Source organism: Lysobacter sp. Root494 (genome assembly GCF_001427225.1).
Taxonomy (GTDB): Bacteria; Pseudomonadota; Gammaproteobacteria; order Xanthomonadales; family Xanthomonadaceae; genus Agrilutibacter.
The window spans coordinates 307275-330174 of the sequence record NZ_LMFH01000001.1 but is presented as its reverse complement, the minus strand read 5'-3'; the positions used below and the strand labels follow the sequence as shown (position 1 = coordinate 330174).

Annotated in this window: 20 protein-coding genes; 12 read left to right on the top strand and 8 right to left on the bottom strand. The window is 66.3% G+C overall.

The annotated features are described in order from the left end of the window. The first annotated feature begins 161 nt into the window (after nt 1-161). The 6 genes from ASD14_RS01335 (at nt 162) to ASD14_RS01310 (ending at nt 8263) form a co-directional block, all read left to right on the top strand. Nucleotides 162-1475: a DUF3667 domain-containing protein gene (locus ASD14_RS01335; protein ID WP_056127758.1), complete on the top strand. Its 1314-nt coding sequence runs from the start codon at nt 162-164 to the stop codon at nt 1473-1475. Beyond that, nucleotides 1472-1795, top strand: coding sequence for a DUF4286 family protein (locus ASD14_RS16180; RefSeq protein ID WP_056127755.1), 324 nt, complete (start codon nt 1472-1474; stop codon nt 1793-1795). The genes ASD14_RS01335 and ASD14_RS16180 overlap by 4 nt, the downstream gene beginning before the upstream one ends. A gap of 510 nt (nt 1796-2305) precedes the next feature. Beyond that, nucleotides 2306-4525 carry a primosomal protein N' gene (locus ASD14_RS01325; protein WP_056128833.1) on the top strand — a complete coding sequence of 740 codons (2220 nt, stop codon included), beginning with the start codon at nt 2306-2308 and terminating at the stop codon, nt 4523-4525. Nucleotides 4526-4624: 99 nt separating this feature from the next. Then, nucleotides 4625-5572, top strand: coding sequence for a transaldolase (gene tal / locus ASD14_RS01320; RefSeq protein WP_056127752.1), 948 nt, complete (start codon nt 4625-4627; stop codon nt 5570-5572). Nucleotides 5573-5585: 13 nt separating this feature from the next. Beyond that, nucleotides 5586-6923: an MFS transporter gene (locus ASD14_RS01315; RefSeq protein WP_056127750.1), complete on the top strand. Its 1338-nt coding sequence runs from the start codon at nt 5586-5588 to the stop codon at nt 6921-6923. Continuing rightward, the gene (locus ASD14_RS01310) at nt 6920-8263 is read left to right on the top strand and encodes an NAD(P)/FAD-dependent oxidoreductase (protein WP_056127747.1); all 1344 of its coding nucleotides are present in this window, start codon (nt 6920-6922) and stop codon (nt 8261-8263) included. The genes ASD14_RS01315 and ASD14_RS01310 overlap by 4 nt, the downstream gene beginning before the upstream one ends. A 51-nt stretch (nt 8264-8314) precedes the next feature. On the opposite strand, the gene rpoH is transcribed toward ASD14_RS01310, so the two are convergent. Beyond that, complete coding sequence (rpoH, locus tag ASD14_RS01305; protein ID WP_056128830.1) at nt 8315-9205, bottom strand: RNA polymerase sigma factor RpoH; 891 nt, start codon at nt 9203-9205, stop codon at nt 8315-8317. A gap of 214 nt (nt 9206-9419) precedes the next feature. Between rpoH and ASD14_RS01300 the strand changes: the two genes are divergently transcribed. The 3 genes from ASD14_RS01300 to ASD14_RS01290 are packed head-to-tail and all read left to right on the top strand — an operon-like array spanning nt 9420 to nt 11434. Further along, nucleotides 9420-9992, top strand: a complete 573-nt coding sequence (locus ASD14_RS01300) for a sigma-70 family RNA polymerase sigma factor (protein ID WP_056128827.1) — start codon at nt 9420-9422, stop codon at nt 9990-9992. Beyond that, a complete protein-coding gene (locus ASD14_RS01295; RefSeq protein WP_056127744.1) occupies nt 9989-10468 on the top strand; it encodes a hypothetical protein in 480 nt (159 codons plus the stop codon). The genes ASD14_RS01300 and ASD14_RS01295 overlap by 4 nt, the downstream gene beginning before the upstream one ends. Nucleotides 10469-10513: 45 nt before the next feature. After that, a complete protein-coding gene (locus tag ASD14_RS01290) occupies nt 10514-11434 on the top strand; it encodes a DUF4097 family beta strand repeat-containing protein (RefSeq protein ID WP_056127742.1) in 921 nt (306 codons plus the stop codon). Nucleotides 11435-11551: 117 nt separating this feature from the next. Here ASD14_RS01290 and ung read toward each other — a convergent pair whose 3' ends face one another. From ung to rhlB, 5 genes are all read right to left on the bottom strand, one after another. After that, complete coding sequence (ung, locus tag ASD14_RS01285; protein ID WP_056127739.1) at nt 11552-12271, bottom strand: uracil-DNA glycosylase; 720 nt, start codon at nt 12269-12271, stop codon at nt 11552-11554. A 247-nt stretch (nt 12272-12518) separates the two neighbouring features. Then, nucleotides 12519-13361 (bottom strand): response regulator, encoded by an 843-nt coding sequence (locus ASD14_RS01280; RefSeq protein WP_056127736.1) that lies wholly within the window; start codon nt 13359-13361, stop codon nt 12519-12521. Between the two features lie 88 nt (nt 13362-13449). Next, entirely contained in the window at nt 13450-14418 is a 969-nt protein-coding gene (gene ftsX / locus ASD14_RS01275) for a permease-like cell division protein FtsX (RefSeq protein WP_056127734.1), read from the bottom strand. Further along, nucleotides 14415-15101 (bottom strand): cell division ATP-binding protein FtsE, encoded by a 687-nt coding sequence (gene ftsE / locus ASD14_RS01270; protein WP_056127731.1) that lies wholly within the window; start codon nt 15099-15101, stop codon nt 14415-14417. Before ftsE ends, ftsX begins: the two co-directional genes overlap by 4 nt. Before the next feature lie 176 nt (nt 15102-15277). After that, nucleotides 15278-16954 (bottom strand): ATP-dependent RNA helicase RhlB, encoded by a 1677-nt coding sequence (gene rhlB / locus ASD14_RS01265; RefSeq protein ID WP_056127728.1) that lies wholly within the window; start codon nt 16952-16954, stop codon nt 15278-15280. Nucleotides 16955-17216: 262 nt separating this feature from the next. Between rhlB and trxA the strand changes: the two genes are divergently transcribed. Further along, the gene (trxA, locus tag ASD14_RS01260; protein WP_056127726.1) at nt 17217-17543 is read left to right on the top strand and encodes a thioredoxin; all 327 of its coding nucleotides are present in this window, start codon (nt 17217-17219) and stop codon (nt 17541-17543) included. A gap of 114 nt (nt 17544-17657) precedes the next feature. Here trxA and ASD14_RS15860 read toward each other — a convergent pair whose 3' ends face one another. Then, the gene (locus ASD14_RS15860) at nt 17658-17852 is read right to left on the bottom strand and encodes a hypothetical protein (protein ID WP_157474948.1); all 195 of its coding nucleotides are present in this window, start codon (nt 17850-17852) and stop codon (nt 17658-17660) included. Between the two features lie 321 nt (nt 17853-18173). Here ASD14_RS15860 and rho point away from each other — a divergent pair, with 321 nt between their 5' ends. Beyond that, a complete protein-coding gene (rho, locus tag ASD14_RS01255; RefSeq protein WP_056127724.1) occupies nt 18174-19850 on the top strand; it encodes a transcription termination factor Rho in 1677 nt (558 codons plus the stop codon). Between the two features lie 154 nt (nt 19851-20004). Then, entirely contained in the window at nt 20005-21039 is a 1035-nt protein-coding gene (locus ASD14_RS01250) for a LacI family DNA-binding transcriptional regulator (RefSeq protein ID WP_056127722.1), read from the top strand. 114 nt (nt 21040-21153) lie between these two features. On the opposite strand, the gene ASD14_RS01245 is transcribed toward ASD14_RS01250, so the two are convergent. Then, nucleotides 21154-22827 carry an alpha-amylase family glycosyl hydrolase gene (locus tag ASD14_RS01245; protein ID WP_056128824.1) on the bottom strand — a complete coding sequence of 558 codons (1674 nt, stop codon included), beginning with the start codon at nt 22825-22827 and terminating at the stop codon, nt 21154-21156. Between the last annotated feature and the right edge of the window lie 73 nt (nt 22828-22900).

Genomic DNA, 22900 nt, shown 5'->3' with positions numbered 1-22900 from the left:
ACAGAATGCGAGTTGTGTCGCGGCCGGTGTCAAACCATTGGAATGCGGCTAGAGCCATGGACCCGTGTTGCGCGCTGGCGCTAGGTCACGACGGCTCGCTATCTTAGCCGCCTGTTTACGCCGGATGACGGCACGGGGAGCTGGCTTGTGGAGAGCGGGGCATGAGTGGCAAGGACGAGCAACACCTACCAGCCAAGTGCGAAAACTGCGGAACGCCGTTGCAGGGCCACTACTGCTACGTCTGCGGCCAGTCGATGCACAACCCGACACGGCACTTCGGCCATGCAGTAGAGGAAGTGCTGGAATCGTTCTGGCATCTCGATGGGCGCGTGTTCCGCACCCTGCGCGACCTGATGGTGCCGGGCCGCGTCACGCTCAACTACCTCGCCGGGCAACGCGTTCGCTACATCGCGCCGATCCGCCTGTTCGTGATCCTGAGCCTGCTCACGTTCTTCATCGGCAAGCTGGTGGTGCACGTGGACCAGGCGCCGATCCATTTCGGCGGCGAAGGCGGCGCGGCCCTCGAAAAGGCGCAGACCATCGCCGAAGTGAAGCAGATCGAAAGCCGGCTGCTGGCGAAACTCTCGGTCGATGAAAAGAAGGCGGCCCGGACCCCGGGCGTGAACCCCGCGCTGGTCGCCACGCGCGTGGCCATTGAGGGCGCCGCGGCCAACCGCATCGCCGAACTGGAGGAAATCGCGAAGGACCGCGCCGAGGGGAAGTCTTCCGCCAAGGCTGCGGATAGCGGGAAGACGAAAGCATCGGAGGGCCGGGACAACGGCGCCGCCGCTGCAAGAACCGACGGCGTGGCAGAAGCCGCCAGGACCGAAGCTTCGGACGGCCAGGGCAGCGGCGCTGCCACCGCGCCCACTTCCGTCAACGCGAAGGAAAAGGAAACGAAAACACAGGACGACGACGATACCCGCTGGCGCTTCAACGATCGCGAGTGGGACGAGAAAACCAATCCGGTCGAGGTGTCGTTCCTCCCGGGATTCGCCAATCGCTGGATCAACCACAAGATCGGACGCGCCAAGAACAACATCGAACAGATGGATGGCGACCCGAACAGGTTCATCGAAGCGTTTCTCGGCGCGGTGCCGACCGCACTGTTCCTGTTGATGCCGGTGTTCGCCCTGCTGCTGAAGGTGTTTTATCTCGGCTCCGGCCGCCGTTACCTGGAACACGTCGTCGTCGCGCTCTACAGCCATGCGTGGCTGTTGGTGTTCCTGCTGGCGCTGTTCCTGCTCAACGCGGTGAAGGACGCGTTCTCCGCCAACTGGGTCGCGGTGCTCACCTCGCTGCTCAGCGCGCTGCTGTGGATGTGGGTGCCGATCTACCTGTGGGTGATGCAACACCGCGTCTACCGCGACCACTGGCTGGTCACCACCCTGCGCTACGTGGTCATCGGGTCCATCTATATGGTGCTGGTGCTGTTCGTGGTGGCGTTCGCCATGGTGTCGGGGCTGTCGTCGTGAGCGCGACCAAGGGCACCGTGGTCTACGAGGTCAACATCGACCTCGAAGCGGCGATCCGCACCGAGTACCTGGCCTGGCTCGATGCCCATGTCGTCGAAATCTGCGCCCTGCCCGGTTTTCTCGGCGCGCAGGTCCTGGAAGTCACCGATCCGCCGCCCGCGCCCGGACGGGCCAGCCTGTGCGTGCAGTACCGCCTCACCGGCCCGGATGCATTGGGCCGCTATCTGGCCGAACATGCCCCCCGGCTGCGCGCGGAAGGCGTGGCACGATTCGGCACCCGGTTCACCGCTTCGCGGCGGGTCCTGGCGGGGCCGAACTGAGCCCGCTTCGGCCCAGCTTCCCTACCCCGGACCGGCCTCGTCCTGAACGGGTAAAACACTGGCTTGACACCGTCCGATTTGGCGCTCTCCGAGGCGTGGCGCGGGTTGCGCGCAAATCAGTTGTGCACAGCAGTAACGCGCGCGTCACATGGGTCAATCCGGGGCTGCGGCCAGGATGCGTGATGGGACTGTTTCACGCCTAACTTTTTGATTTTGAAGGATATAGTCGCGTTGGCACTTTTTTCACCAACCTGTGTAGGGGGCTTGTGTTTACGGGTTTGCGCGCATCTTGCCCGTGTGCTTCCACAGACTTATCCACAACTCGTGTGGATAAACCCGAATCCCCTTTTGCTTCCGATAGTTGCGTGATCTACGTCATGGTTATGAGAGGAATGACGCGCAACTTCCAACCCCTCTCGCAGGCGTGTTTGCGCGCCAAATCTGAATCCGTCTCTGGCGTGGCGACGCATTTCTGTTTCCATGCGTTTTCCGCCGACTGCCAGCGGCCCGATGTCCACTGAAACCACCATCGCGACGGTGTGGAACGTGGCCCTGCCGGTCCCGTTGCCACGCCTGTTCGATTACCGGCCGGCAGATGGGGTCGCGGATAAGGCCGACATCGGTTGCCGGGTGCGGGTGCCGTTCGGCTCGCGCGAGCTCATCGGTGTTGTCGCCGCGATCGGTACGCCAGAAGCCGGCACGCCGGAGCTCAAGACCGGCGAGCGCCTGGACACGCAGCCGCTGTTCCACGGCGAGCTGCTGGAGTCGCTCCGCTGGCTCGCCCGCTACACCCACGCGCCGCTCGGCGAGGTCTTCGCCACCGCATTGCCCGGCCCACTGCGCCAAGGCGAACCGCTGGCGGACACACACGCCTGGGGCTGGCGGCTGACCGACGCCGGCCGCACCGCCGTGCCACGGCTGCGCGGCAAACCGCGGCGGCTGGCGAAGCTGCTGGCCGGCTCGGACCAGGACGAAGACGCGCTGGCCGACCAGCTCGACGACTGGCGCGCCGCCGCGCGTGCGTTGGCGAAACGCGAATTGGCCGCGCGCTTCGCGATCGAGCCCAACGCGCTCGTACCGCCGCGTCGGCGCGGTGCCACTGCCTCTGGAACCGGCGTCAACACAGGTCCCCCGCTCAATCCGGAACAGCAAGCCGCCGCCGAAGCCCTGCTCGCCGCCCGCGACGGCTTCGCATCGTTCCTGCTCGATGGCGTCACCGGCAGCGGCAAGACCGAGGTCTACCTGCACGCGATCGCCGATTGCCTCGCGCGTGGCCGGCAAGCGCTGGTGCTGGTGCCGGAAATCGGCCTCACGCCGCAGACGCTCAAGCGCTTTCGCGAACGTCTCGGCATCGCGGTGCACGCGCTGCATTCCGGCCTGGGCGACGGCGAGCGTGCACGCACTTGGGCGGCGTGCGTGCGCGGCGAGGCGCGCGTGATCGTCGGCACGCGTTCGGCCGCGTTCCTGCCGTTGCCCAACGCCGGCCTGATCGTCATCGACGAAGAACACGACGGCAGCTTCAAGCAGCTCGACGGGATCCGTTACCACGCGCGCGATTTCGCGCTGGTGCGGGCGAAAGCGCTCGATATTCCGATCGTGCTCGGCAGCGCTACCCCCTCGCTGGAATCATTACGCAACGCACGAACGGGCCGCTACACGCACCTGCGCCTGCACGTGCGCGCCGGTGAGGCGCGGCCGCCGCGCGTGCGCGTGACCGATGTGCGCAAGCGGCCGCTCGATGCGGGCATGTCGCCGGAGCTGTTCGAAGCGATCGCCGCGACGCTGCGCAGCGGATCCCAGGCGCTCGTGTTCAAGAACCGCCGCGGTTACGCGCCAGTGCTGCTGTGCCATGACTGCGGCTGGAGCGCGCAGTGCACGCGCTGCGACGCTTCGATGACCGTGCACGCCGGCGGGCGCCGCCTGCAGTGCCATCACTGCGGTGCGCGGCGACCCGCACCGGACGCCTGCCCGGATTGCGGCGGCCTTGCGTTGCAGTCGCAGGGCGCGGGCACCGAGCGCATCGAGGAAGCACTGTCGAAGCGGTTTCCGGATTTCCCGGTGCTGCGCATCGACCGCGGCACCACGCAGCGCCGCGATGCGCTGGAGAACCTGCTGCGCGATTTCGGCGACGCGCCCGGGATCCTCATCGGCACGCAGATGCTGGCCAAGGGCCATGACCTGCCGAACCTCACCCTCGTCGCCGTGGTGGGCGTCGACGAAGGACTGTTCAGCGCCGACTTCCGCGCGCCGGAAAAGCTCGCGCAGCTGCTGATCCAGGTTGCCGGACGCGCCGGACGCGCCGCTCGTCCGGGCGAAGTGCTGTTGCAGACGCACCATCCGCAGCATCCGTTGCTGGAAACGCTGTTGAACGGCGGCTACCACGCCTTCGCCGATGCGGAGCTTGCGCAACGCGAAGCCGCGGGCTTCCCGCCGTTCGCGCACCTGGCGTTGCTGCGTGCGGAAGCCAGGCAGCTCGAAGCCACGCACGCGTTCTTGCACGTGGCGAAAGCCGCGCTGCGCGACAGCGGCGCGCAGCTCGAACTGCACGGTCCGCTGCCGGCTCCGATGCCGCGCCGCGCCGGCTTCCAGCGCGCGCAGCTGCTGCTGTCGTCGCCGGAGCGCCGCACGCTGCACGCCGCACTCGATGCCGCGTTGCCTACGATCCATGCAGCACCGGAAGCGCGTCGGGTTCGGTGGTCGCTGGATGTGGATCCGGTCGACCTGTACTAGCGTCGCGCTCGCAGAACCATGCGTATCCGCTGATAGCGCTGGGGCATAAGCCCTTGGCCAGCGTGGCCGCGGGCACCCGCTTCACGGCACAATCGCTCCATGACCAGCCAACTCGAACAACTGCGCGCCCTTTCCGCCGTCGTCGCCGACACCGGCGACATCCAAGCCATCGCCCGCTTCCGCCCACTCGATGCGACGACCAATCCGTCGCTGTTGCTGAAAGCAGCCTCGCTGCCGGCGTACGCGCCGCTGATCGATGCCGTGATCGCGAAGGCCACGGGCGAAGACACATCCGCGCGTATCGCCGACGCCGGCGACCGCCTCGCCGTGGCGATCGGCGGCGAGATCCTCAAGCTCATTCCCGGCCGCGTCTCCACCGAATGCGATGCGCGCCACAGCTTCGACACCACCGCCACGCTCGCGCAGGCCCGCAAGATCGTCGGCCTGTACGAAGCCGCGGGCATCGGCCGCGACCGCCTGCTGATCAAGATCGCCTCCAGTTGGGAAGGCATCCGCGCCGCCGAGGAGCTCGAGCGCGAAGGCATCCACTGCAACCTCACGCTGCTGTTCTCGTTCGCCCAGGCGGTGGCATGCGCGGAAGCCGGTGTGTTCCTGATCTCGCCCTTCGTCGGCCGCATCTTCGACTGGTACATCGCACAGGGCGCGCCGCCGCCGGCCACGCCGCAGGACGATCCGGGCGTCGTGTCGGTCACGCGCATCTGGAACTACTACAAGCAGCATGGCTACGACACCGTGGTCATGGGCGCCAGCTTCCGCAACACCGCGCAGGTGCTGGCGCTTGCCGGGTGCGATCGCCTGACGATCTCGCCCGACCTGCTCGGCGCGCTCGATGCAAGCGAAGGCGAGGTGCCGCGCGCACTGGCGGACGATGGCAAGCGCGGTGCTCCGCCCGCGAAACTCGACGAAGCCGCATTTCGCTGGCAGCACAACGAGGACGCGATGGCGACGGAAAAACTCGCCGACGGTATCCGTCGCTTCGCCGCCGACCAGGTGAAGCTCGAGCAGTTGCTCGCGTCGCAGATGTGATCGGCCTTCGCCCATGAGGTCTGAGCCGCTCACGCCCGCAGGCCGGCTGCGCAGCATCTTCTCGGGCTCGGTCGGCAACCTGGTCGAGTGGTACGACTGGTATGTCTACGCCGCGTTTTCGCTGTACTTCGCGCAGGCGTTCTTTCCCAGTGGCGACCGGACCTCACAACTGCTGAATACCGCGGCGATCTTCGCCGTCGGCTTCCTCATGCGTCCGCTCGGCGGCTGGCTGCTCGGGCGCTACGCCGATCGCCACGGCCGCCGCCGCGCGCTGATGTTATCGGTGCTGATGATGTGCGCGGGCTCGCTGATCATCACGTTCACGCCGGGCTACGCCACGATCGGCGTGGCGGCACCGGCGCTGCTGGTGCTCGCGAGGCTGCTGCAGGGATTGAGCGTCGGCGGCGAATACGGCACATCGGCGACATACCTGAGCGAAATGGCAACACCGGAGCATCGCGGCTTCTGGTCGAGTTTCCAGTACGTCACCCTGGTGATGGGGCACCTGCTGGCGCTGGCCGTGCTGATCCTGCTGCAACAGGTATTCCTCAGCGATGCGCAGCTGCGCGAGTGGGGCTGGCGCATCCCGTTCGCGATCGGTGCGTTCGCCGCGGTGACGGCGCTGTGGCTACGCCGCAACATGCAGGAAACAGACACCTTCGTTCGCAGCGAACGCGACAACGCGGTGCAGCAGCGCCAGGGGACTTTACACGCGCTGTTCCAGCATCCGCGCGCCGTGCTGACCGTGGTCGGCCTGACCATGGGCGGCACGCTGGCGTTCTATACGTACACGACGTACATGCACAAATTCCTGGTCAACAGCGCGGGCCTCGACAGCCACACGGCGTCGGCGCTGAATGCATCGACGCTGTTTCTCTACATGCTGATGCAGCCGCTGGTGGGCGCCTTGTCCGACCGCATCGGCCGGCGCCCGGTGTTGATCGCCTTCGGCGTGCTCGGCACGCTGCTCACCGTACCGATCCTGGGTTCGCTGCAGAACGTGCAGAACGTGATGCAGGCGTTCTGGCTGATTCTTGCCGCGCTTGCCATCGTCAGTTTCTACACCGCGATCAATGCGGTGGTGAAGGCCGAGCTGTTCCCGGTCGAAGTGCGCGCGCTCGGCGTTGGCTTACCGTATGCGCTGACGGTCGCGATCTTCGGCGGCACCGCCGAATACGTTGCGTTGTGGTTCAAGCAGGCGGGCCACGAAAGCGGCTTCTACTGGTACGTCACCGCCTGCATCGCGATATCGCTGCTGGTGTATCTGTGGATGCCGGATACACGGACCACCTCGCGCATCGATCGTGACGAAATCAATGAGGGCATGAACATGGGAAGCACGCATACGTGAGTGAGAAAGCGATCCCGCACGTCGTGATCGTCGGCGGTGGCTTCGCCGGGTTGTGGGCGACGCGCGCGCTCTCAAGCGCCGACGTCCGCATCACGCTGATCGATCGCCGCAACCACCATCTGTTCCAGCCACTGCTGTACCAGGTCGCCACTGCAGGCCTGTCGGCGCCCGACATCGCCGCGCCCTTGCGCCACATCCTGCGCGGGCAACGCAATGTTGAAGTACGGATGGGCGAAGTGGTCGCCATCGATGCCGCCACGAAGTCGGTCGCCCTGCGCGACGGCGAGGTACTGCGCTACGACTTCCTCCTGCTCGCTAGCGGCGCGACCCACGCCTACTTCGGCCACGACGACTGGGCGCCGCACGCGCCCGGCCTGAAGACGCTCGACGACGCGCTGGCGATCCGCCGCCGCCTGCTGCTCGCCTTCGAGCGCGCCGAGTCGGCGGAGAGCGCACGGGACCGCGCCGCATGGCTCAACTTCGCCGTGGTCGGTGGCGGCCCGACCGGGGTCGAACTCGCCGGCACCCTGGCTGAAATCGCGCGGCATACCTTGCGCGACGAATTCCGCCGCATCGATCCTGCCGAGGCGAAGGTGCGACTGATCGAAGCGGGACCGCGGGTGTTGCCGTCGTTTCCCGAATCGCTGTCCGCGAAGGCGCGCGCGCAGCTGGACGAGTTGGGCGTCGAAGTCGTGACGGGCACGCCAGTCAACGCTATCGATGCCGAGGGTTACACGCTCGGCGACAGCTTCGTTCGCGCGCACACGGTGGTCTGGGCGGCGGGTGTTGCGGCTTCGCCATTGGGTGCATTGCTCGACGCCCCGCGCGACCGCGCCGGGCGCGTGCAGGTCGAGGCCGACCTCAGCGTTCCCGGCCATCCCGAGATCTTTGTCGCCGGCGACCTCGCCAGCGTGCAGCAGGACGGCAAGCCGGTGCCCGGCGTCGCACCCGCGGCCAAGCAGATGGGCGTGCACGTGGCGAAGGTGATCCGCGCACGCCTGCGCGATGGCGCACGCAATGCGAACGAAGCCAGTGCAGCCAGCTCAGCGGAAGCTACGTCACGCACCCTGCCGTTCCGCTATCGCGACTTCGGCAACCTCGCCACCATTGGCCGCATGGCCGCGGTCGTGCACTTCGGAAAACTCAAACTCTCCGGCGTGCTCGCGTGGTGGTTCTGGCTCGTGATCCACATCTTCTTCCTGATCGGCTTCCGTAACCGCCTGATCGTGCTGATCAACTGGGCGTGGGCGTACTGGAGCTACCAGCGCGCGGCGCGGATCATCCTCGGCGGTGACGCGGATGCGGAATCGGATCAACTACACGGCGCACCGAAACCGTAAATACAAACAGCCCGGTTTCCCGGGCTGTCTGCATGCGCATTGATTCAACAATCAGGCGACGAACAACGCTTTCATCTTCTTCAGCGCATTCGCCTCGATCTGGCGGATGCGTTCGGCACTGACGCCGTATTCGTCGGCCAGTTCCTGCAACGTGATCTTGCTGTCGGCATCGAGCCAGCGACGCCTGACGATGTCGCGCGAGCGGGCATCGAGGTTGGCGAGGCCTTCGCGCAGCAGTTCGAGCTGGTTGTCCTCGTCGTCCGCGCGCTCGTAGATCTGCGACGGGTCTTCGGCTTCGGTACGCAGATAGGCAGCCGGCGACGGCGGGGCGTGTTCGTCGTCCTCGTCGGCCGGGGCGTCGAAACCGATGTCGCGACCGGACAGGCGCGATTCCATCTCCAGCACTTCACGCTCGGAGACGTTGAGGTCGGCGGCGACGGCGCGGACTTCCTCCGCGTTCATCCAGCCCAGGCGGGTCTTGGACTTGCGCAGGTTGAAGAACAGTTTGCGCTGCGCCTTGGTCGTGGCGACCTTCACGATGCGCCAGTTCTTGAGGATGAACTCGTGCATCTCCGCGCGGATCCAGTGCACGGCGAAACTCACGAGGCGCACGCCCTGTTCCGGGTCGAAGCGCTTCACGGCCTTCATCAGGCCGATGTTGCCTTCCTGGATCAGGTCGCCCATCTGCAGGCCGTAGCCGTTGTAGCCGCGGGCGACATGGACGACGAAACGCAGGTGCGAATGCACCAGCTCGCGGGCGGCATCAAGGTCCTCGGCGTCGCGGAAGCGGCGGGCAAGTGCCTGTTCGTCTTCGGCGCTCAGCACCGGGATCTGGTGCACCGCGCCGATGTACGACTCCAGCGAACCAATCGGGGCAAGCCCGCTGAAAACCGGGATCGGCAGGTTGTTGGCGACGAGGGCGGTAGACGGGGTCTGGGTCATGGCGGCCATGTTAGCAGTCGGGGTATGGGACTGCTAAAGGGTGGAAGAGTTCCGGTGCGTTGCATTCATGGAACGGCGCCGGCGCGATTCAGTTGTTTGTCCAGCTCATTTCTATGGGGTCGCCGGCCATCCTGACAAGGGGCGAACGGCACTCCCCACGGCCTTAAACGCATGCGGCCGCCCGTGCATCTGTATCGCTATGCTCACCGCCGTCATGCCGATCCAGACCGACAGCAGCCCCGAAACGGGTCCCGACGACGAGCGGACCCTGGTCGGTGCGGCCGCCCGCGGTGAGGTGGCGGCCTTCGAGGCCCTGTACCGCCGCCACGCCGGCCGGATCCACGGCGTCATCGTCCGCCTGGTCGGAAGCCACGGTTCGCGGGCCGAGGACCTGACCCAGGACGCCTTCGTCCGAGCCTGGCAGGCGCTGCCGGCGTTCCGCTTCGAATCCGCATTTGGCACGTGGCTGCATCGACTTGCCGTGAACACCGCGCTGATGGACCTGCGCAGCCGCAAGAGCCGGCCGCAGGACGACGGCGACGAGGATGCCTTCGAGGCGCTCGGCACGCCGGACTCCGCCGGCCACGGCACCGCCCTGTCGATGGACCTGGAGCGCGCGGTCGCCAGCCTGCCGCCGCGCGCCCGCGCTGTCCTCGTGCTGTACGACGTGGAAGGCTGGCAACACGAAGAAATCGCCACCGAACTCGGCATGGCCGTCGGTAGCTCGAAAGCGCAATTGCACCGTGCCCGGCATCTGCTCCGGGAACGGCTGGAGGCTCACGCATGAACACCTCAGACCGGAACAACGAACTCCCCGACACCCTGCGCTGGCAGCTGCGTGCCCTGCGCCGGGATGCCACGCCTTCGCACGATCTGTGGCCCGGCATTGCATCGCGGCTTGCCGCGCAGCCGCCGGTTCGCAGGCCACAACGCTGGCTGCGTCCGGTCGCGTTGGCGGCCAGCCTGATGCTCGCGGTCGGCACGGTCGGCTGGTTCGCGCGTACGACCGAGATCACTGCGCCGGTCCCCACGCTGGTGCAGCGCGAAGCGGATGGCCTGACCCTGCAATACCAGGCCGCGCTGCAGGAAGTGCAGGCGCCGACACCGGCCAGTCTGAAGCCGACGGTCGAAGCGCTCGACCGCGACGTCGCCCTCATCCGCGCTGCGCTGGCGCGTGATCCCGATTCGGTACGGCTGCTCGAACAACTGCGGCGCACCTATGCCCACCGCCTCGCGCTCGCGCAGCGCGTGGTCTACACCTGATTGCTTCCCGTCTCGACCGATTGCTGCTGTTCCGGAGAACCCGCCATGTCCCGACTCCCCGTCTTCCTGATTGCCGGCCTGCTCGCCGCTCCCGTGCTGTTCAACAGCGCCCAGGCGGCCACGCCGATCAACGAAACCCGCCCGCTCGATGCCCGCGGCCACCTCACCATCGAGAACCTCAAGGGCCGCATCGAAGTGCGCGCCTGGGAACGCAACGAGGTGAAGATCGAAGGCAGCCTCGGCCAGGGTGTGGAAAAGCTCGAGATCGTCGGTGACGCCGACCATCTCTCGGTGAAGGTGAAGTATCCAAAGAGCGGCGGACTGGGATTTTTCTCCGGCAGCGACAAGAGCGAACCCTCGCAGTTGCGCCTGATGGTGCCGCTGCAGGCAGACCTGGAAATCGACTCGGTGTCCGCCGACGTCGACGTCAGCGGCATCGCTTCGGGCGAACTCACCATCGACAGTGTCAGTGGCGATGTCAGCGTCGTGGGCGCGCCACGCGAAGCCAACATCGACAGCGTCAGCGGCGACCTCAAGCTGATCCTCAACAGCGCCAAGGTGAGCACCGAAAGCGTCAGCGGCGACGTCGACCTGCGCGGGCGCCTGGGCGGCGAGGTGCACGTGGAAACTGTTTCGGGCGACATCGAAGTCGCCGGACACGAGAGCAGCGTGCGCAAGCTCGACGGCAACACAGTGTCGGGCGACATGCGCATCGGCACGGCGCTCGCTTCCGGCGGTCGTATCGGGCTGGAAAGCGTCAGCGGCAACATCACCCTGCAGGTGCCGGCCGGACTCTCCGCCGAAGTGCGCGGCGAGAGCTTCAGCGGCGACCTGTCCGCGCCGAATGCGCAGATCAACCGGCCCAAGCACGGTCCGGGTTCCAGCTTTGAACACCGCTACGGCAACGGCGATGGCGAGATCACGCTGGAGTCGTTCTCCGGCGATGCGGCTTTGCAGTTCGACTGAGCTGCATGTCCGGCGGATTGCAAGAGCGCCGGCCATGGCCGGCGCTTTGCTTTTTTAGCGCCGGGCCTGCTCGTGCGTTCCTGCTTCCGCAGTGCAACGCACCGCGCAGGCGCGGCGTTACGAAGTCGATGCCGCTAACCGCGATCGCGGCGGCAGCGACCAGTCGATCGGTTGCATTCCGTGCTGCGCGAGATAGCGATTGGCGGCGGAGAAATGCCCGCACCCGATGAAGCCGCGATGCGCCGACAAGGGCGAAGGATGCGGCGCCTTTAGCACCAGGTGCCGGCGCGGATCGATCACCTTGCCCTTGGCCTGCGCGTAGCTGCCCCAAAGCATGAAGACGAGATGCTCGCGCCCGCGATTGAGCGTTTCGACGATACGGTCGGTAAATCCTTCCCAGCCCTTGCCCTGGTGCGCGCCGGCGCGGCCTTCTTCCACCGTGAGCACGGCATTGAGCAGTAGCACGCCCTGCGCGGCCCAATGCGTCAGGCAACCGTGGTCCGGACGTGCGATGCCGAGATCGCGCTGGAGTTCCTTGTAGATGTTGTCCAGTGACGGCGGCACCGTTGTACCAGGCTGTACGGAGAAGCACAGCCCGTGCGCCTGGCCAAAGCCGTGATACGGATCCTGCCCGAGGATCACGACCTTCACTGCGTCAAACGGTGTCGCGTCGAGCGCCGCGAAGATCTGCGGACCCGGCGGAAAGATGCGTGCGCCGTTGGTCCCGCGTTCGCGCAGGAAGGCCGAAAGCGACTGCATGTCCTCGCGCTGCAGGTAATCGCCGATGCGCGCCTTCCACGACGGTTCGAGTTTGATCCGGTCGGCAGTTTCGTTCATGGGGGAAGGATAATGGCAGAGCGAAGCGCTGGCCTGCGGGCAAGCCGCCGTGCCGGCGTCCCTGTGCGTACAGGGAGAATCGTTCATTCCCGCGAAGACGGAAGTGCTTTTCGGCAGCCGGCGGCAGTCATGCAGCGCCTTTGCTCTTGCCTTGAATTGACGGAAACCAGCGACTCCCGCCATTCACGAGAATGTGCTTCGATGTTCCGGGCCGCCACGTTCCGCGCAACCCAGCGACTCACGTCATTCAGGCATCCAGCGTGCGCTGCTCCGGCATCTTCGCCACGCGCAGCTGGAACAACGTCTTGGTTACCAGCAGCCGCTCTTCGATGGGCTTGAGCACGAGGTCGTTCGCGCCCATGCGCAGCAGTTCGCTCTGGTTGTCCGGATTCGCATCGCCGGTCATCACCAGCACCGGCAGGCGGCGCTTGCCGTAGCCGAAGTCGTTGCGGATGCGCTTGAGCAGGTCGCTGCCTTCCAGCTGGCCCTTGAGGTACACGTCGGTGAGGACGAGGTCCGCGCCAGGGTCACCATTGCCGCGATGCTGTTCGAGATACTCGAGCGCTTCCTCGACGCCGACGAAATGAACGACCGCCAGGCCATTGCGTTCGAGCATGCGCTTGGTCGCCAGCGCCACGACCTTGCTGTCTTCCACGTACAGGATGCGTGCGCCCGGAATGGGCTCGGGTTGCACGTAGCCGCGGATGAACGCGGCGAGCGCGCTGTAGCCGAGGCCCTTGTCGAAGTAGTCGGTGACGTCCTCGGTGAAACGTCGCGCCTCGAGCGCGTCCTGCGCGTTGCCGGAAACGACGATGATCGGAACGTAGGCCTGTCCCGATGCCTCGCGTACCGTGCGCGCGAGCGCGATGCCGTCGCCATCGGGCAACACCAGCGACGTCGTGACGAGGTTGACCGTGCCCCGCGCGAGTGCATCGCGCGCCTCGCCGATGCTGCTGCAGGCGACCAGTTCGGCGTCGGCGACTTCGCGCACCAGCACATCGCCGATCATCTTGCGCACCAGCTTGCTGCCATCGACCACCATCACGCGCGGCGCGGCATTGTCGAGGTGGCGGAGATCCTGCGAAGGCATGGAGTTCAGTGCGGGAAGGCGAACGGCGAGTGTACGCGCCGGGCACAAGGTTTATCGGACCGTGCTGCGACGCCGGTCGGCTTTTCGATCAGGTTTCCGTCGGACGGGTCTGGCGCAGGTAATGGCCGGTCACCAGGCCGGCGCCGAGCCAGCCGAGCACGCTTGCTCCCACCACGATGGCCGCGGCCTGCACGATGTCGAAGCCGCGCAGCGCGAAACGGCTGCCGTAGCTGCGCGCCAGTTCGGCCAGCGGCTCGCGCAGCGCGAGATCCGTGCCGGTCAGCAATGCGAGCGCAAGCGCGCCGGCCAACAAGCCGTAGCACGCGCCGAGATACAGGAACGGACGGCGGATGAATCCGTCGCTGGCACCCAGCAACTGCAGCACGCCGATTTCTTCCCGCCGCGCCTGGATGTCGACCCGCACGGTGTTGCCGACGACAAGCAGCGCGCCCAGTCCGAGCAACGCAGCGAGCACCCACGCCAGCCGTGCGCCGAAGCGCAGCCATTGATCGAGACGATTGCGCCAGCCGGCATCGTGCTGGACAACGTCAGCTTCTGGCAGTGCCTGCAACGCTTGCACAAGTGCGGTGCTGTCGTTGGTGCTGCCATCGAGCGCGCGCGCATCGAGCTTCGGCGTGACGATCAGCAAACTCGGCAGCGGATTGCTTTCGAGCGCAGCCAGCGAGTCACCGAATCCGCGTCGCCGTAGTTCCTCCAAGCCCTGTTCGGGCGTGCGCAGTTCGACGGCGGCGACGTCTTGGCGCGATTTCAGTTCTTCCGCGAGCGACTTCGTACGATCGACCGCAACGGCCGGCTTCAGGAACAGGCTGACCTGGCGCGACTGCTGCATGTCGCCGGCGAAGCGCTGCATGTTCTGCAGCGTCGCCCAAAGGCCCAGCGGCAATGCGAGCGCCACCGCCATCACGCCGACGGTCAGCGCGGTCGCCCATGGCCTGCGGAACAGGCGGCCGAGGCTCGCGACCAGGCTGTACACGTGGTGGTCGAACCACATCCCGAGACGCGACTGCGAACGGATGGCTTCCGATTCGATGTTCATTCGGCCAGGTCCTGCGGCGAGATGTCGTCGACGAGGCGGCCATCGTTGAGCACGAGCACACGCTTCTTCATGCGCTTGAGCAGGTTGAGGTCGTGGCTGGCGACCAGCACGCTGGTGCCACGCTCGGGCAGCGAAGCGAACAGCGCGAGGATTTCCGCCGACAGCGTGGGATCGAGGTTGCCAGTGGGTTCATCGGCGACGAGCAGTTTCGGCTCGCCGACGATCGCGCGGGCGATGCCGACACGCTGCTGCTCGCCGGCCGACAACTGTCCCGGCAACGCATTCGCGCGTGCGGCGAGGCCCACCTTTTCCAGCACGCTGCGGACGCGCCTGGCGATGTCGCCGCGGCGCATGCCGCGCAGCACCAGCGGCAGCCCGACGTTGTCGGCGACGGTTCGATCAGGTAACAGGCGATGGTCCTGGTAGACCACGCCGACATCGCGACGATGCAGCGCGATGCGTCCGCCGCGCACCTTCGCCAGGTTCCTCTCGCCAAACAGCACCGCGCCGCGGCTCGCACGCTCGGTGAGATGGATCAACTTCAGTAACGTGCTTTTTCCTGCGCCCGAATGGCCGGTGACGAATAGCATCTCGCCCGGGGCGACTTCGAAACTGACGTCGGTCAGGGCGTGGTGACCGCTGGAATAGCGTTTGCTGACGTTGTCGAAGCGCAGGACGGTCATTCGATGCGCGATTTGCAGCCCGGATGCCGGCAGTATCGACCGCCGAGGGACGGATGGCTAGTCGCCATGTACTGCCAGGCACGAAGGGTCAATCGTGCTCTTGCGGTGACGCGTCACTCCGGCAGCCGCGCGGATCACGGGCCCGCAGCTGGTCGCTGCGAGCCCGGACGCAATCGTCAGTGCTGCGAACTCGGCGCGCGCGTGATCAGCTTCTTCAAGCCATGGCCGATGCGTGCGAACAGACCCGGCTTCGTCGACTCGGCCTTGCCGGCAGCCGGCTTCGCCGCGACATTCACCGACTTCACCACCGGCGTCGCGCCTTCCGCACCTTCGATGCGCCGGCCATTACGGCGACGGCGGCGCTTGCGCGGCGCGCGCTCGGCATCCGCGGCGACTGCGGGCACTACGGGCGTTGCTTGCGGCGGCGCGGCTGCGGGCTCCCCACGCGGCGGACGCGGTGCGCGCGTTTCGCCGGGCGCGCGCTCGCGACGCGGACCACCGTCGCGACTTCCGCCGCTGCGGGTACCACCGCTACGGCTGCGGGTACCGCCTCCGCGGCGCTGCTCGTCGGCGGCTCGCTGCTCGCGTGCTTCGCGGAAGATGGTGCCGATGCTTTCCGATTCGTCATCGCCTTCGTTGGCGGCGCCCGCAGGGATTTCGCGCTGAGGACGCGGCAGTGGAATCAGCAGTTCGGGTTCCACCGGCGCCACCGGCAGTTTCTGCTCGATGTAACTCTCGATGTCGGGCAGCGACATCGCGTAGCGCTCACAGGCGAAGCTGATCGCGTCGCCTTCCGCGCCAAGACGCGCAGTGCGGCCGATGCGATGCACATAGTCTTCCGCATCGAACGGCAGGTCGTAGTTGTAGACGTGCGACACGCCGTCGATATGCAGGCCACGCGCGGCCACGTCGGTGGCGACGAGGATCTCGAGATTGCCGGCCTGGAACTTCTTCAGCAGCGACTCGCGCTTCTTCTGCGGCACGTCACCGGACAGCACGCCGACACGATAACCCGCCTTTTCAAGCGAGCGCGCGACGCGCTCGACGAACGCCTTGGTGTTGACGAACACCATCGTGCGCGCGCCTTCGCTGCGCGAGAGCAGGCCGATCAGCAGCGGCAGTTTTTCCTCGTCCGCCGGGAAATACACCTTCTGGCGCACCTTGGCCGCAGTGATGAACTCGGTTTCGACGACGACCTTTTCCGGCTCGTTCATGTGCTCGTAGGCGAGCTCAAGCACGCGGTGGCTCAGCGTCGCCGAGAACAGCAGCGTCTGGCGTGTGGTGCGCTCGGGCATGCGGCGCAGCAGGAAGCGGATGTCCTTGATGAAGCCGAGGTCGAACATGCGGTCGGCTTCGTCGAGCACGCACATCTCGCAGGCGTGCAGCGACACGACCTTGTGCTGCTTGACGTAATCGATCAGGCGGCCGGGCGTGGCGATGATGACGTCGGCGCCCTTCTGCAGCAGCTCGCGCTGCTTGTCGTAGTCGACGCCACCATAGACCAGGGCGAACTTCAGGCCGAGCTCGCTGCCGAACTTCACCGCATCCTTGTGGATCTGGATGGCCAGTTCACGCGTGGGAGCGAGGATCAGCGCGCGCGGATCTTCCGGCTTGCGGTCGGCCAATGCGGGCCGCGTAAGCAGGCGGTTGATCACCGCGACGAGGAAGGCGAGGGTCTTGCCGGTGCCGGTCTGCGCCTGGCCGGCGACATCACGGCCGTTGAGCGCGAGCGGCAGCGTCAGCGCCTGGATCGGGGTGCAGCGGGTGAAGCCCGCGGCTTCGAGGCCCGCCAGCAATGACGGGTGGAGTTCGAACGAATCGAACGTGATATCGGTTAAAGGCTTGTCACTCATCAGTGTGTTTCATTCTCGCGCGACTCGCGCGCTTGCATGGTGGCGGCCTGCCATCGCAGACTGCCGGGGCCGGGTTGGGTGGGCTGCTGGTTCAGGAATCTGTTCAGCCAGACCGTCCGGTCGAATGTCGGCGCGGCCCCAGCCAGAGGGCTTGAAGCCTGCGCGAAACGCCCCAGTTTAACCCACGGTTCCAATCCATATTTTCCTGCCCCGCCGATTCGCCGGGGCGCGCCCCTCGAAGGGGTCCATCCAGGAGATTTGCGTGAGCGACAAAGTGATGCATGTCGGCGATGCCGATTTCGATGCCGTCGTGCTGGGCTCGTCCGAGCCGGTCCTCGTCGACTTCTGGGCCGAATGGTGCGGCCCCTGCAAGATGATCGCACCGGCCCTCGACGAGCTGGCCGATACCTACGCCGGCAAGGCCAAGATTGTGAAGCTCAACGTCGACCACAATCGCGCCAGCGCGATGAAGTACCACGTCCGCTCGATCCCGATGCTGCTGCTGTTCAAGGACGGCCAGATCCATTCCCAGCAGATCGGTGCCGTGGGCAAGGCGCAGCTCAGCCAGATGATCGACAAGGCGCTTTGAGCGCCAATGCTCGCCCGCCGGGCAGGCGATGCGTCCCATTGCTGGCGCCCTCAGTGCGGGTCCGCGCCCTGTGCGTGAGGCGCTAATTTCCCCCTGAAATTTCCTTCGTGCGCTTTACGTCGGCGTCGAGAAAGACAATTTTCGCTTCGCCGGATGGCGTAACCACGAGCGCTGCGCATCGATGATTCCGAATTGCGCCGGGCGCTCCGGCGATTTCGCAGCCACCAGCAGGGTGAAGGCGGCTATCAGGGCGCCACCGACTGCCAGCAGCTTCATCCGCGAAAGCGACTGCGTCAGCCGGAATTTCAAGTGCGAGGTAATCGATATTCAACAGGACTCCTGTCCGTTGGGGTGCGCCGATTGTCGATACGATGTCCGGCGCCTGCCCGTGCTGGAAGTCGATTTGCCGGATCGTGCACGCCGACGCGGCCGAACCGCGTCCAGCCTCCCCGGGCAACGGGGAACATGAACAGATTCGCCATCCCGCTTGCCGCCACGCAGCCACGGTGCTAGTTTCGCCTCTGCAGGCGCTCCGTTTTCTCCGGCGCCGCGCCCCTCTTCTCACACCACACGTCCCTGACGTCCCGCTCGCCCGACGCGAGCGCTCGCCGCTTAGCGAGGATTCCCTGCTTGTCCGATAACACCCCCGATTCCGGCGAAACCGCCGAGAAGCGCGTGCGCAAGGCACGCGTCGTAAAGGCCGACGCTCCGGCCACTGCTGCCGAGCAAAGCCCACAGGCCCCAGCCTTGCCCCCGGCGGCTCCGCGCGACAACGCGCCCGCACCTGCGCCGCAGGCCTCCGGCGACACCCAGAACTCCGCGTCCGCCGGCTCCGGCGACAACGCTTCCGCAGGCCAGAACGGCGGCGGCGATGGCCAGCAGCGCGACGGCGGCTTCGAAGGCCGTGGCAACCGCCGCGACCGCTTCCGCAACCGCCGCGATCGCCAGCGCGACCGCTACCGCGACGGCGGCATGCCCGACGAGGGCGGCGGCAACGAAACCTTCGTCCCACGCCCCCATCCGCAGGTGCCGGAAGGCTTCCCGACCTATTCGCTCGGCGACCTCAAGCGCATGCCTGCGCCGAAGCTGCTCGACATCGCCGAACAGCTGCAGATCACCGACGGCGTCGCCCGCGCGCGCAAGCAGGACGTCATCTTCGCGGTCCTGAAGGTCCTGACCCGCCACGGCGAAGGCGTCGCCGCCGACGGCGTGCTGGAAATCCTGCCCGACGGCTTCGGTTTCCTGCGTTCGCACGAAGCCAGCTACCTGGCCGGCCCGGACGACACCTACATCTCGCCCAGCCAGATCCGTCGCTTCAACCTGCGCACCGGCGACCACCTGTCCGGCCGCATCCGCTGGCCCAAGGACGGCGAACGCTACTTCGCGCTGTCGACGATCGACACGATCAACGGGGAGCCGCTGGAAGCGTCCAAGAACAAGGTCCTGTTCGAGAATCTCACCCCGCTGTTTCCGCGCCGCAAGTTCAAGCTCGAGCGCGCCGACGGTTCGACCGAAGACATCACCGGCCGCATCCTCGACCTGATGGCGCCGCAGGGCAAAGGCCAGCGCGCCCTGATCGTCTCGCCGCCCAAGGCGGGCAAGACAATGATGATGCAGCAGGTGGCCACGGCCATCACCCACAACCACCCGGACGTGCACCTCATCGTGCTGCTGGTGGACGAGCGTCCTGAAGAAGTGACCGAAATGCAGCGCACCGTGCGCGGTGAAGTGGTGTCGTCCACGTTCGACGAACCCGCCGCGCGCCACGTGCAGGTCGCCGAAATGGTGATCGAACGGGCCAAGCGCCTGGTCGAGCACAAGAAAGACGTCGTGATCCTGCTCGACTCGATCACCCGCCTGGCGCGCGCCTACAACAATGTCGTGCCCTCGTCGGGCAAGGTGCTGTCGGGCGGCGTCGACGCCAATGCCCTGCATCGTCCGAAGCGCTTCTTCGGCGCCGCGCGCAACGTCGAGGAAGGCGGCTCGCTGACCATCATCGCCACCGCGCTGATCGACACCGGCTCGAAGATGGACGAGGTGATCTACGAAGAGTTCAAGGGCACCGGCAACTCGGAAGTCCATCTCAACCGTCGCATCGCCGAGAAGCGGGTCTACCCGGCGATCGACATCAACCGCTCGGGCACCCGCCGCGAAGACCTGCTGATCGAGCCGGAGCTGCTGCAGAAGATCTGGATCCTGCGCAAGCTGCTGCATGGCATGGACGAAATCGGCGCGATGGAATTCCTGCTCGACAAGATGAAGACCACCAAGTCGAACGACGAGTTCTTCAGCTCGATGAAGCGGTAAGGTTCCACATCAAGCTGCACCCGACGCCGGCCTCGCGCCGGCGTCGCCGTTTCCGGCGGCCCGTTCCAACCTCCCTTTCCGGGTGTTAACCCGCCTCGTAGACCGGATCGCTTTCGGACTACACTCGGCCGGTTTCCGCAACAAGCCGGTCCGCATGCGCAGCAAGAAGACCCGCGCCACCTCCGTCGACATCGCCCATCGTGCCGGCGTTTCGCAGGCCACCGTGTCGCGGGTATTGCGCGGCAGTTCGCTGGTGAATCCCGAGACGCGCGAGCGCGTGCTCGAAGCGGTGCGCGAACTGAACTACAAGGTCGACCATCGCGCGTCCAGCCTGCGCACGCAGCGCTCGGGAACGCTGGCGCTGCTGCTGTTCGAGGATCCCACGCCGGACGAGTCGCACATCAATCCGTTCTTCCTGTCGATGCTCGGCTCGATCACGCGCGCCTGCGCGCGCCACCGCCACGACCTGCTGGTGTCGTTCCAGCAACTCTCGGACGACTGGCACGCCGACTACGAGGACAGCATGAAGGCCGACGGCCTGATCCTGCTCGGTTACGGCGACTACATGGCGTATCGCAGCAAGCTCGACCAGCTGGTCGAGCAGGGCACGCATTTCGTGCGCTGGGGGCCGGTGCTGCCCGACCAGCCCGGCATCTCGATCGGCTGCGAGAATTTCCAGGGCGGGCAGCTCGTCGGCGAACACCTCGTGGGGCTTGGTCGCAAGCGCGTCGCGTTCCTCGGTTATGCCTCGAACCACTATCCGGAATTCTTCGATCGCTATCGCGGTTGCGATGCAGCGCTGCAGAAGGCAGGGGCGTCGATGCACGCGGACCTGCAGGTCGATGCGGAAAGCTCGGAGGAAGCCGGCTACGCCGCCGCGATAACGCTGATGGAGCGTGGGCGTCCGTTCGATGCGGTGTTCGCGGCGAGCGACATGATCGCCATCGGGGCGATGCGCGCACTGATCGAGCACGGCCGCCATGTGCCGTGGGACGTCGCCGTGGTCGGTTTCGACGACATCCCGATGGCGCGCTTCGCCAGCCCGCCGCTCACTTCGGTGATCCAGGACACTTCGCGTGCCGGCGAGCTGCTGGTGGAAACGCTGCTCAAGCTGGTGCGCGAGGAACCGGTGGATAGCGTGATGATGCCGCCGTCGCTGGTGGTGCGGCGTTCGAGCACGGTCGGCTGAGCGGAGCCGTATTTCTCCCGTCGCCCGCGATAGCGGGCACAAGGCCTGCCGTCATCCCTGGCGAAGCAGGAATGGCGGGCAAAAGCGCCTGGATCAGCTCTGCAACAGGGCGGATTATCCGCGTGGGCGTGCGCCGGTCTGCGCACGCGCCAGCGCCATGCGCAACTGTGGCTCCGTAACCGCCGCATCGAGCAGGTACACCTCGACGCCGTGCGCCGGCACCGTCGCCTGCAACGCGCCGCCTCCGGCCACGTCGACAGCGCCGCCGCCGATAGCCGCGCGCCAGCGACCGGCCTGCAACATCTCGCTGGTCTCGAACGCCGCGGGCGCCGCACCCTTGTTGAGCAGCACCAGCGCGATCTGCTGCGTGCCTTCGTGTTGCAGCACGCGGTAGAACGCCGCACGGTCGCCTTCCATCAGCACGTTCACCTGCAGGCCGCGCTGCAACGCGGGCGTGGTCGCACGCAGGTTGGCGATGCGCTTGAGCGACCGATGGATCGCACTCTTCGGCGCGGCGTTAATGCGCTCCTGCCCGAAGTAGTTGCGGTTGCCCGCATGCTCCGCGGTGCCGCGCTCGAAGCCGGTTTCCGAACCGTAGTAGATGACCGGGATGCCACGCGCGGTGAACAGGAAATTGTTCGCGTCGATGAATCCCTCGTCCGTGGCATCCATCCTTGCCATGTCGTGGTTGTCGTAGAAGGTCATCAACTCGTAAGGACGCTCGTAGGGACCGTCTTCCAGGTACAGGCGCTCGGCGATCCGCTCGAAACCACCGCCCTGCCTGCCGAACACTTCGGCGACGCGTTCCTTCAACGGGAAATCGAGCACGCTCACGCCCGCATTGCGCGGCAGCGTGTGCGCCGCGATGGTCGCGGCGTCGTAGTTGAACGCCTCGCCGAACATGAAGAAGCCCGGATGCTTCTCACGGATGCGCGTGGTGAACGCGTGCCAGTACGAGTGCGGCATCCATGGAATGGTATCGATGCGGAACGCATCCGCGCCCTGGTCGATCCACTGCGAGTACGCGCCGACGAAGTACTCGAGCACCTCCGGATTGTTCTCGTTGATGTCCGAGAGTTGCGCCAGCCCCGGCCTGGTGTTGTACCAGCGGTGCAGCGGATTGCCGGCCGGATCGAGCTTCGACGGATGCAGGTTCTGGTGGTCGGCGAGGAGCTTGCCGTCCTGGTCGTAGATCTCGCCATAACCAGGCTGGTCCTTCGGCATCGTGTAGGCCGGGGAACCGTGATTGCTGACGATGTCGAGCACGGTCTTGAGGCCATGCTGCTTCAGCCCGGCGGTGAGCGCGCGGAAGTCCAGGCCGCTGCTGGGCAGGTGTTCGTCGAGCTTGTAGAAGTTCACGCCCCAGTAACCGTGGAAACCGGTCTTGCCGCGGTCGGTGAACATGCCGCCCCACTTCACCGCGTCGCCGCCGGTGAAGGCCTCGTCCGGGTTGTCGACGATTGGCGTGATCCATACCGCGCCAAAGCCCATGTCGCGGATGTACTTCGCGTTGTCCAGTAGTCCTTTGAAGTCGCCGCCTAGATAGCCGACGTTGTCGGTGCGTCCCGCCGGCGCGCCGGGCACGGGACGATCGAAGGTGCGCAACGCGGGATCGGTGCCGCCCTGTTCGCGCTGGTCGTTCGAGGGATCACCGTTGACGAAGCGGTCGGTGAGCACGAAGTACACCGCGTCCGCGGCCAGCGGTTCGGTGGTGCCGACGTAATCGCCTGCTTCGGGCGGCGCGGCAGAAGCGGCAATCGCCTTCGCACCTTCTTGCTCCGCATTCATGGCGGGTGGCGCCGTTTCGCGCGCACATGCCGCGAGCAACAACGCGCAAGCGGCGACAATCATCCGGGGTTGC